The sequence below is a fragment of the Aquimarina sp. RZ0 genome, assembly GCF_008370685.1.
Taxonomy (GTDB): Bacteria; Bacteroidota; Bacteroidia; order Flavobacteriales; family Flavobacteriaceae; genus Aquimarina.
Map to the genome: position 1 here is coordinate 1 of NZ_VTZU01000122.1, position 10,783 is coordinate 10,783.

At 35.1% G+C, this 10,783-nt stretch carries 8 protein-coding genes; all 8 read left to right on the forward strand.

Annotation, left to right across the window (positions count from 1 at the left end; translation table 11 throughout):
- Positions 1–148 precede the first annotated feature (148 nt).
- Positions 149–562, forward strand: coding sequence for a hypothetical protein (locus tag F0000_RS25750; protein WP_149627581.1), 414 nt, complete (start codon positions 149–151; stop codon positions 560–562).
- A gap of 124 nt (positions 563–686) precedes the next feature.
- Positions 687–4,373 carry an efflux RND transporter permease subunit gene (locus tag F0000_RS25755; RefSeq protein ID WP_149627582.1) on the forward strand — a complete coding sequence of 1,229 codons (3,687 nt, stop codon included), beginning with the start codon at positions 687–689 and terminating at the stop codon, positions 4,371–4,373.
- Positions 4,374–4,576: 203 nt separating this feature from the next.
- Complete coding sequence (locus F0000_RS25760) at positions 4,577–5,929, forward strand: TolC family protein (protein ID WP_149627583.1); 1,353 nt, start codon at positions 4,577–4,579, stop codon at positions 5,927–5,929.
- A gap of 49 nt (positions 5,930–5,978) precedes the next feature.
- On the forward strand, positions 5,979–6,542 hold the full coding sequence (locus tag F0000_RS25765; RefSeq protein WP_149627584.1) for a DUF3347 domain-containing protein: 564 nt from the start codon (positions 5,979–5,981) through the stop codon (positions 6,540–6,542).
- A gap of 145 nt (positions 6,543–6,687) precedes the next feature.
- The gene (locus F0000_RS25770; RefSeq protein ID WP_149627585.1) at positions 6,688–7,413 is read left to right on the forward strand and encodes a MauE/DoxX family redox-associated membrane protein; all 726 of its coding nucleotides are present in this window, start codon (positions 6,688–6,690) and stop codon (positions 7,411–7,413) included.
- A 16-nt stretch (positions 7,414–7,429) separates the two neighbouring features.
- Complete coding sequence (locus F0000_RS25775; protein WP_149627586.1) at positions 7,430–8,137, forward strand: PepSY domain-containing protein; 708 nt, start codon at positions 7,430–7,432, stop codon at positions 8,135–8,137.
- A 91-nt stretch (positions 8,138–8,228) separates the two neighbouring features.
- Positions 8,229–9,485 carry an efflux RND transporter periplasmic adaptor subunit gene (locus F0000_RS25780; protein ID WP_149627587.1) on the forward strand — a complete coding sequence of 419 codons (1,257 nt, stop codon included), beginning with the start codon at positions 8,229–8,231 and terminating at the stop codon, positions 9,483–9,485.
- Between the two features lie 408 nt (positions 9,486–9,893).
- Positions 9,894–10,646 (forward strand): M15 family metallopeptidase, encoded by a 753-nt coding sequence (locus F0000_RS25785; RefSeq protein ID WP_255452902.1) that lies wholly within the window; start codon positions 9,894–9,896, stop codon positions 10,644–10,646.
- Positions 10,647–10,783 lie beyond the last annotated feature (137 nt).

A 10,783-nucleotide genomic window follows, 5' to 3' on the forward strand; every position in this document is an offset into this window, starting at 1 on the left:
ACAACACCAAAAGAAGACATACTGAAATTGGAAAAGTACCCCCAAATCAAATATTTTACCAAAAACAAATGGCTTCTTAGAAATTAAAAATATCTTTAAGCTGTCCTAAGCATTGGGAGTATCATATTATTCTGTATTTTTGTAATGTATGATTAAAGAGTTTCAGAAAATAGCATCAGTTGTTTTAGCTTTCTTAGTATTGTTTTCTACACTTTCTTTTACGGTAGAGAAACATTATTGTGGGAGGTTCTTAGTAGATGTTGCGGTATTTTCTAAAGCGAAAGATTGCGGAATGGAGATGACGAGTGATAATCATACAAATGATATCCTGATAAAGAAATCTTGTTGTAAAGATGAGTTACTGGTTCTGGAAGGGCAGGATGAATTAAAAGATTCATTAGGTCAAAAAGATATTACAAAACAATTATTATTTGCACACTTCTACAATACTTGTGTCAATGTCTTTCTAATTTCTGAGAAAGAGGATGTTGTTTTTAAAGAGTATGATCCTCCGGAGCGAACTATAGATAGTACAGTATTATATCAGGTTTTCTTAATTTAATTTAGCATTTGTTCTACCAGATATTCAATACCTTAGATAGGTGTTGATATCCGAAAATGTATTGATTTCATTGCTCTTTTTGATTTCAATTTATTTTTACTACTAATTTGCTAAATTTTATATAATGCTCAACAAAAGCATAAAATTTTTAATAGAAAATAAGCTAATAGCCTTTCTGTTATTACTCATTTTTATAGGTTGGGGACTTATAAATGCTCCATTTCAATGGGACATTGGTTTTTTACCCAGAAATCCTGTGGCTGTGGATGCAATTCCCGATATCGGAGAAAATCAACAGATAGTTTTTACAACATGGGATGGGAGGTCTCCTCAGGATATTGAGGATCAGATCACTTATCCGCTAATGACTTCATTATTAGGTATTCCGGGAGTTAAGACTATTAGAAGTTCTTCAATGTTTGGGTTCTCTACTATCTACATCATTTTTGAAGAAGATATAGAATTTTACTGGAGTAGAAGCCGCATTTTAGAAAAATTAAGTTCGCTTCCTGATGGAGTATTACCAGCAGGAGTAAAGCCTTCTTTAGGTCCTGATGCTACAGGTCTTGGTCAGATATTTTGGTATACATTAGAAGGACGTGATGCAGAAGGAAAGGTTACAGGAGGTTGGGATTTACAGGAATTAAGAAGTATTCAGGATTACTATGTGAAATATGGATTGTCTGCTGCCAGTGGAGTTTCTGAGGTAGCCTCTATAGGAGGTCATGTTCGGGAGTACCAGATCGATGTACATCCAGAGTTGATGAGGCAATATGATATCGAATTACATCAAATTGTAACCGCTGTAAAAGAAAGCAATCGTGATATTGGGGCTCAGACATTAGAAATCAATCGAGCAGAATATATGGTTCGTGGGTTGGGATATATTACATCCATTTCTGATATTGAGAATACCGTAGTTGCCGCTACAGCTTATACCGCAATTACTATAAAAGATATTGCCAAAGTTTCTATGGGGCCAGCAGCAAGACGAGGAATTCTGGATAAAGAAGGAGCAGAGGTAGTAGGAGGTGTTGTTGTTGCCAGATATGGAGCAAATCCTCTGGAGGTGATAACTAATGTAAAAGATAAAATACGTACACTAAGTACAGGATTACCGTCCAAGGTACTGGATGATGGTCGTACCTCGCAACTTACCATTGTCCCCTTTTATGATCGGTCCGAATTGATTGAGAAAACACTGGATACGCTACGCCAGACGCTCACTTTGGAAATATTGATTACTATTTTGGTCATTATTATGATCGTTTTTAATCTTCGTGCATCCGTTTTGATTTCTGGATTATTACCAGTAGCAGTATTGATGGTTTTTATTGCTATGAAAATCTTTGATGTGGATGCTAATATTGTGGCATTATCAGGTATTGCAATTGCTATTGGGACTATGGTGGATATTGGTGTTATACTCTCAGAAAATATAATACGTCATCTTCATGAAAATAAAGAAGATTTACCTGTAGATACAGTAGTATATACTGCAACTACAGAGATCTCTGGAGCTATAATGACAGCTGTATTGACTACCATCATTAGTTTTATTCCGGTCTTTACCATGATAGGTGCAGAAGGAAAACTTTTTCGCCCACTGGCATTTACCAAAACCGTGGCTTTAATTGCTTCGGTTAGCATTACTTTATTCCTGATACCCCCTTTTGCAGCTTATTTTTTTAGAAAACGAGTGACAAAAAAAGCAATGAGCTATGCAATTAGTATACTTCTGATTTTATCAGGGCTACTAGGAATTTTTTATGGATATGTGCTAAGTTTTGTATTAGTTGTTTTTGGCATGGTCAACATTCTAAAACGTACCGGAAGAATCTCAGAGAAGAAAACAAAACTGATACATATTGCTGCTTCGGCTATCACGATTGTGTTTTTACTGGCAGAATACTGGAGACCATTAGGTGTGGACACTACAATTTTCTGGAATTTTATTTTTGTAGGATTTATTTGTTTTGGATTACTAGGAATATTCAGCTTATTCAGGATGTATTACGTTCGGATTTTACATTGGGCACTCAACAATAAATTGCTATTTCTATCCTTGCCGGTAGCGATTATAATTGCAGGGCTGTTTATCATGAGAAATACCAGTAAAGAGTTTATGCCTTCTCTTGATGAGGGTTCATTTCTTTTGATGCCAACTTCTCTTCCACATTCTGGGGTAGAAGAAAATAAAAGAGTGCTGCAGCAATTGGATATGGCGGTAGCCAGTATTCCAGAAATAGCGACTGTAGTTGGGAAAGCCGGAAGAATAGCATCGGCACTAGATCCGGCACCTTTGTCAATGTATGAAAATATTATTATTTATAAACCCGAATACGTTTTAAATGATACAGGCAAACGCCAACGCTTTAAAGTAAATAATGAAGGCTTTTTTGAACTAAAAAATAAACAATTTGTCACCAGTCCTCATGCCAGAAAAGATCAATTAATTCCTGATGAGGATGGTGAGTATTTCCGGAATTGGCGATCACATATTCAATCTCCTGATGATATATGGAAAGAAATTGTTGAGGTAACAAGACTTCCCGGAATTACCTCCTCTCCAAAATTACAACCGATTGAAACCAGGTTACTCATGCTACAAACGGGAATGAGAGCTCCTATGGGGATCAAAGTAAAAGGGCAAAACCTGGAATCTATTGAAGCCTTTGGGATTCAATTAGAAATGCTCTTGAAACAGGCTGAAGGCGTAAAAAAAGAAGCTGTTTTTGCAGATAGGATTATAGGAAAACCCTATTTGCTAATTGATATAGATCGTAATCGTATAGCGCGGTATGGTATTTCTATAGAGAAAGTTCAGAAAGTAATACAGGTTGCTCTGGGTGGTATGGTATTAACTGAAACTGTTGAGGGCAGAGAGCGTTATGGAATTAGAGTGCGTTATCCCAGAGAATTGCGTGATAATCCAGAGGATATTAAGAATATTTTTGTTCCCGTATCGCAGGGAGCTCCGGTTCCATTAAGTGAATTGGTAGTTATCAGATATGAACATGGGCCACACGTTATAAAAAGTGAAGACACATTTTTAGTAGGGTATGTGCTGTTTGATAGATTAGATGGATATACAGAAGTTGATGTGGTTGAAAATGCCCAGGCATTAATCAGACAAAAAATTGAAACAGGAGCGCTAATAGTTCCTGAGGGGGTTAATTATCAATTTACAGGAACCTATGAAAACCAGTTGCGAGCTGAGAAAACACTCACTTTTGTAATACCTTTGACATTACTGATCATTTTTATGATATTGTATTTTCAATTTCGGTCGATTGCAACTACGGTTATTATTTTTACAGGAATTGCGGTCGCTTTTGCTGGTGGTTTTTTGATGATCTGGTTGTATGGTCAGGAATGGTTTTTAAATATCAATTTCTTTGGCAAAAATCTTAGAAATTTATTTCAGATAGAAACCATTAATCTTAGTGTTGCCGTTTGGGTAGGATTTATTGCTTTGTTTGGGATTGCTACAGATGATGGAGTAGTGATGACGACATATTTAATGCAGACTTTTAAAAAGAATACCCCCAAAACATTAAACGGCATAAGAGCTTCTGTAATACAAGCAGGAGAAAAACGTATACGTCCGTGTTTAATGACTACCGCAACTACAGTTTTAGCATTACTACCAGTGTTGACCTCTAGAGGTAGCGGTAGTGATATCATGATTCCGATGGCGATTCCAGCTTTTGGAGGAATGTTAATAGCATTAATAACGTTATTTGTAGTGCCGGTATTATTTAGTTGGAAAGAAGAGGTGAGGATAAAAAAGAGAGAAGTAGGAAATTAAAAGAATTATCAATGAAGTGGTGTAAACTTTTTTGATTCAGGCGGAAAATAGTATTTTTTTGATCAATTGAGGTGTTTTTTGCACTTCATAGCAGGGTTACGAAGTAAGAAAAAGACAAAAATTGAGTGAAAAAAGACATTTTTATAGCGAATTGAAAAAAGTGTACACCACTTCAATAACAAAAAATAGTAAAAGAAACGGATATGAATAAAAGTGATGCATTTTCTATTCGGGTAGTTAAACGTTGTCAGCTACTTATTATTGAAATATTGTTTGCAGTACATAAAATGGATTATACTCAATTTAAAAAAAATATGATTTTTCGTTTTTTTACTTTTCGTTCAGGAAAAGCAATGGCTTTTTACTTGTCGCTTTTTGTTTTTCATCTAACAAATGGTCAGACATTACAGGATTATATAAAAGAAGCTGAACAGAATAATCCAAAGTTAAAAGCCTTACAGAGTGCCTATGAAGCAAGTGTAGCAGGTATAGATGAGGTAAGGAGTTTGCCTAATACCACGATAGCAACAGGATATTTTGTTAGTGAACCAGAAACACGTACAGGTGCGCAGAAGGCAAAGTTTAGTGCGGAGCAACGTATGCCGTGGTTTGGGACAATCAAAGCAAGAAAAGAAACAGTCTCTTCAGAAAGTGAAGTATATAAAAACAACTTAGAGATCGCACGAAGAAAAATGATTCTAATGATTGAAAAGAAATATTATGAATTATATGAAGTAAAGGCAAAGCAGCGTATTCTGGATGAACAGGAAAAATTATTAGACATCTATATGGAGACAGCTCTTAAAGAAGTAGAAAATAGTAATGCTTCTGCTGTTGATGTTCTTAAGCTGACCATTGCCAAAAATAACCTGATCAATGAAAAAGAAATTTTAAAAGGAGATATGCTTACTTATGAATCTGCAATGAATCAATTATTGAACAGAGACGGTTTTGATACCCTTTATATTCCGGATAATCTTATTATACCAGAAGAAGAACCAATGATGATGTTAGATGATATAACATATCACCCGGAATTACTTACATATGATAGTCTAAATGATGCTATAGAAAAAAGAGAAATAGTAAATACCAAAGAAGCACTCCCTTCGATAGGAGTAGGACTGGATTATATAATAGTTGAGGAGCGACCTGATGTGAATTTTTCTGATAATGGTAAAGATATTATCATGCCCATGGTTTCACTATCAATTCCATTGTTTTCCAGGAAATATAGTGCGCGTAGCAAACAATATGAATTACAAAAGGAAGAAGTTTTTCAGCGCAGAGAAGCTTCTCAGAATGATCTTGTAAGTTTAATGGAAAAAGCCATAAATACCAGGATTACGGCACGTATTAATTATGATACCCAGCAAAAGAATAGTATGCAGGCCAAAGAAGCAGAAAAGATAGTACTTTCTGAATATGAGAACTCCCGATTGGACTTTGATGAGATATTAGATGTTCAGCAAATGATACTCACTTTCAGAATTAAAAAAATAGAGGCAATCGCTATGTATTTCCAGCAGACAGCGATTCTCAATTATTTGAGATAAATAAGCTCTTGTGTTAAAAAAAAAGTAGAACCATTATAGAATAAATAAAATGAAGAAAATAATTGTTAGTATACTGATCGTAGTTTTTATATCGATAGTATCCTGTGGGAAAGAAAAAAAAGAACCTGTAAAGAATATCTCTATACAGCAGGAGGAGGTAGTCATTGCAAGTGATGAAGACCTTGATCGTACGGATTCTAAAAGTGAAGTCGTGTTTGAGGATGAGCATATTACCAGAATATATAAGCATTATCTTGGAGTAAAGAGGGGATTGGTAAATTCTAATGTTAGCGTTGTACGGCAGGAAGCAAGAAAAATGGAAGCATTGATAGCAGAATCTGCAGCAACCAAACAATTAAAAGCTACCACAAAGCTAATATCATTAACTAGAGAGCTTAAAAAACAACGGGATTTTTTTGTAACACTCACGAGTGAAACAGAAAAATTAATCAGTCAGTCAACTATTACTTCTGGAGCGGTTTATAAACAATATTGTCCAATGGCTCTTGATAAAAATGGTGGATATTGGCTATCAGATTCTGAAGAAATTCGTAATCCTTATTTTGGAAAATCAATGTTGATATGCGGAAATGTCAACAAAACTATAAAGTGAACTGATACTATTTCTATCATAGAAATACGCAGATAAAAGTAAATTTAAATAGATAATTTTTAGAATATAAATACGAAGATGGGATGACTAGGTTAATTATAGTATCAGAAATGCTATCTGATCTCCAAACAATATACATAAACAGATGAAACAGCTATATAAGATAGAAGGAATGACCTGTAATGGTTGCAGAAATACGGTAGAAAGTGCATTAAAGTCAATACCAGAAATCCGCACTGTAGAAGTAGATCTGGAAAGCAGCAATGCTATAATCGATTCTGAAAATTATCTTAATTCCAGTTTTTTACAAGAAAAAATACCGAATAAATATACGATAGCAGAGATCAAAGAAGATAAGAGTACAGCACCAAAGCTGATTACTCACCAGATAAATGAATGGAAGCAATTATTTCCTTTGTTCCTGATTCTGGGGTATATCACCACAGCTGCTATTTTAATGAACTATGACCCTTGGGAGATACGTGGTTTTATGTTGGATTTTATGGGGTTGTTTTATATTGTTTTTAGCTTTTTTAAAATGTTAGATTTAAGAGGATTTCCTTCGTCTTTTGGTATGTATGACCCACTGGCAAAAGTATTGCCAGTATATGGCTGGATATATCCTTTTATAGAAACGATTTTGGGGCTGATGTTTTTAATGCGATTTAGGATAGAAATAGGATTGATAATTACGATTGTACTATTAGGAATAACGACCATAGGGGTTACCAAAACATTAGTAGATAAAAAAAGTATTCAATGTGCTTGCCTGGGAACAGCATTAAAACTCCCAATGACCAAGGCAACCTTTGTAGAGAATTCAATTATGCTGGTCATGGCTTTTATAATGTTGTTACATACATTTGATTAAGTAATAACTAAGAGATATGGTAAAACGAAAAACGGCATTATGGATTAGAAAGACCCATCGATATCTTGGGGTATTTCTAGGGATTCAATTCCTTATGTGGACTGTTAGCGGACTATACTTTAGCTGGACAGATCTTGATGATATCCATGGAGATCAGTTCAGAAAAGAAGTAAAACCAGCTATGTTTACGAACGTATCAGGATTAGACACATTTTCATCCAGATATGCTATTTCATCATTACGATTAAAATCCATTGCAGGGCAACCCTATTATTGGGTTAATGATAGTATATTGATTGATGCAGTATCAGGAGCTGTAAAACGTGGAATTTCCAGGGAAGAGGCGCTAGGCATAGCTTCAGAACATATGTTGGATACACTAAGGATGGTATCCGTTGATCTGATTACGGCAGTAGGTAAGCACCATGAGTATCGGGGAAGACCCTTACCTGCCTATGTGATAAGTTATGATCATCCTGATAAGGTAAAAGCGTATGTATCTGCCAGCGATGGGGAGTTTCAGCGAGTGCGACATCAATCCTGGCGATGGTTTGATTTCTTGTGGATGACACATACCATGGATTATGAAGGAAGAGATGATTTTAATACAATTCTTTTAAGAACTTTTTCTTTGCTTGGGTTGATTACTGTTACCAGTGGTTTTGTACTATGGTATGTTTCCTCTCCGACGCTTAGAAAAATTAAAAGAAGATCATCGCAATGAAACGATTAAAAAAATCTTTTAAAAGTCAGTGGAAAGATTATGTTCATCACCCAAGATTCCATCTGACTTCTAAAACAAAAAATATAATGAGATGAAGAAAGTTCTATATATTAGTATTGCAGTATTAGTAGGGTTTCTGACAGGTTACTTGATTTTTGGTAAGACATCTGAAGGAGAAATACCAGTGAATCACGATCATACAGCAGGGATGGCTTCTCAGATATGGACTTGCTCGATGCATCCTCAGATTATACAATCGGATCCTGGTGATTGCCCCATCTGCGGAATGGATCTTACACCGACCAGAGCTCCCTCAGAAGAACTCTCTACACATCAATTTAAGATGAGCGAAAATGCACTGGCACTGGCAGATATCCAAACATCTGTTGTTGGAAATACTGACATGGGTAGCAGAAATCTGAAACTGTCTGGAAAAATCAAAGAAAATGAAGATAAACAATCCGTACAAGTAACGCATTTTGCAGGCAGGATAGAAACGCTTTTTACTAAATCCATAGGCGAAAATATAGCTAAAGGACAAGTATTAGCAATGATATATTCACCAGAATTAATGACTGCTCAGCAAGAATTAGTAACCTCAATTTCTTTAAAAAAAACACAGCCGGAGTTGTATAAGGCTGTCCGGAATAAATTAAGAATAAGAAAACTCTCAGAAGAGCAGATACTTCAAATAGAATCTTCTGGAGAAATCAAAGAGGTTTTTCCTATTCACTCCCATGTTTCTGGTATTATCACAGAAAAGATGGTAGAAGAAGGAGATCATGTACACAAAGGGCAGACTTTGTATAAAGTTTCGGATTTAAATACCGTTTGGGCATCGTTTGATGTATACGAACATCAAATTCCTTTTATAAGAGAAGGTCAGGAAATAAAGATTACAACCAATGCATATGCCAATAAGACCTTTACGGCTACAATTAGTTTTATAGATCCGGTTCTCAATACTAAAACAAGGACAGTATCAGTAAGAACCATATTGAATAATAAAGATCAAATCTTTAAACCCGGAATGTTTATAGAAGGCGTAGTATCAGGATTAGCAGAAAAATCAACAGGAATTACGATTCCCAAAAGTGCCGTACTCTGGACTGGAAAACGATCCGTAGTGTACATTAAGACGAGCACTGATAAACCAATTTTTGAAATGAGAGAAGTAACCTTAGGTGTTTCTAATAGCACTACGTATACAATAGTAGATGGTCTTAAAAATGGAGATGAAATTGTCACACATGGAACTTTTACTGTAGATGCCGCAGCACAACTTCAAGGAAAAAAATCAATGATGAATCGTGTAATGAGTATAGATACTTCTACACAAAAAGAATAAAAAACGGGGACTATAACAGTGTAAATTAACAGTTGTTTTAACAAAGTATGATTTGTAAGCATGCAAGGATAATTCATACATAGGTGTTTTTTTGAATCATGAATAAAAGGTAGAAGACTCTTTATCCAGTAGGATAGAACAGTTAGAGTAGTGTGTTTCGCTTTTTAGAAAAAATTAAATTCCTTGTAAAATTATTCTTCAACAGTAATAAATGTTAATTTTTTAACATTTATATAAACACCTTTAATAAACAATGTATCTTTGGGGCAGGGAAATATTGGATAACATTTTTAGAAGTAGTTTATTTTTATAAGATTAGATGAAATTTATATCGTAAGTTTTATCTTTTAAGGCTATATAAACGTACAAGTTTGATTTTTTGAAATGTGACCAAAAAAAGGGAATATGATGTCAAAAAAATTACTTTTAGGTGCTTTTATAACATTAATTTTTTCTTGTGCAGAAACAGGTGTTGGACCTTCTGCAGCTACGTTAGCACTTTTAGAGCGGTCTAAATCTATTCAGCAACGTGATGAAAAAATACGACAAAATCTAAGAGATAGGGAAATAATGTCTGATGAAGATCAGGAAGGGCGAAGCCTATTACAAGATATAGATGATAATGAATTTGTGAATATAGAAACTTTATCGAGCTATTTTATTTTGGATATGAAATATGCGACAGATGATAATTTTTTGAAGAAAGCTGTCTATTCATGTGAGAAATGTTATGTGCGAGGGATTGTTGCCAAAGCGTTAATTGAAGCAAATAGGGATTTTAGAAAACAAGGATATAGAATGAAACTATTTGATTGTTATCGGCCACACAGTGTTCAGAAAAAGATGTGGGAAATATTTCCGAATCCGGGATATGTTGCAGATCCCAAAGGAGGATCTATTCATAACAAAGGAGCAGCGGTGGATATTACATTGACAGATCAAAATGGTAATGAATTAAGTATGGGGACTGCATTTGATCATTTTGGTAAAGAAGCCCATCATTCATATAGCAATTTGCCCGAAAAAGTTATCGCCAATCGCAAAATATTAAGAAAAACCATGGAGAAGTATGGGTTTTCTATCATCAGAACAGAATGGTGGCATTATAATTTTAAAGGGAAGAAATTTAAGATTTCTAACTTTACCTGGGAGTGTGATTGATACTCTAAATTGGAAGTGTAATTATAACCCTGTCTCAGGGTTAAGCCCCAGGAGGGCTCTGGGAGCTAGCTCCCAGAGCCCTCCTGGGGCTTGGTCGCTAAATCAAGTGCCACTCGATCTTCAAATCTAATATATAA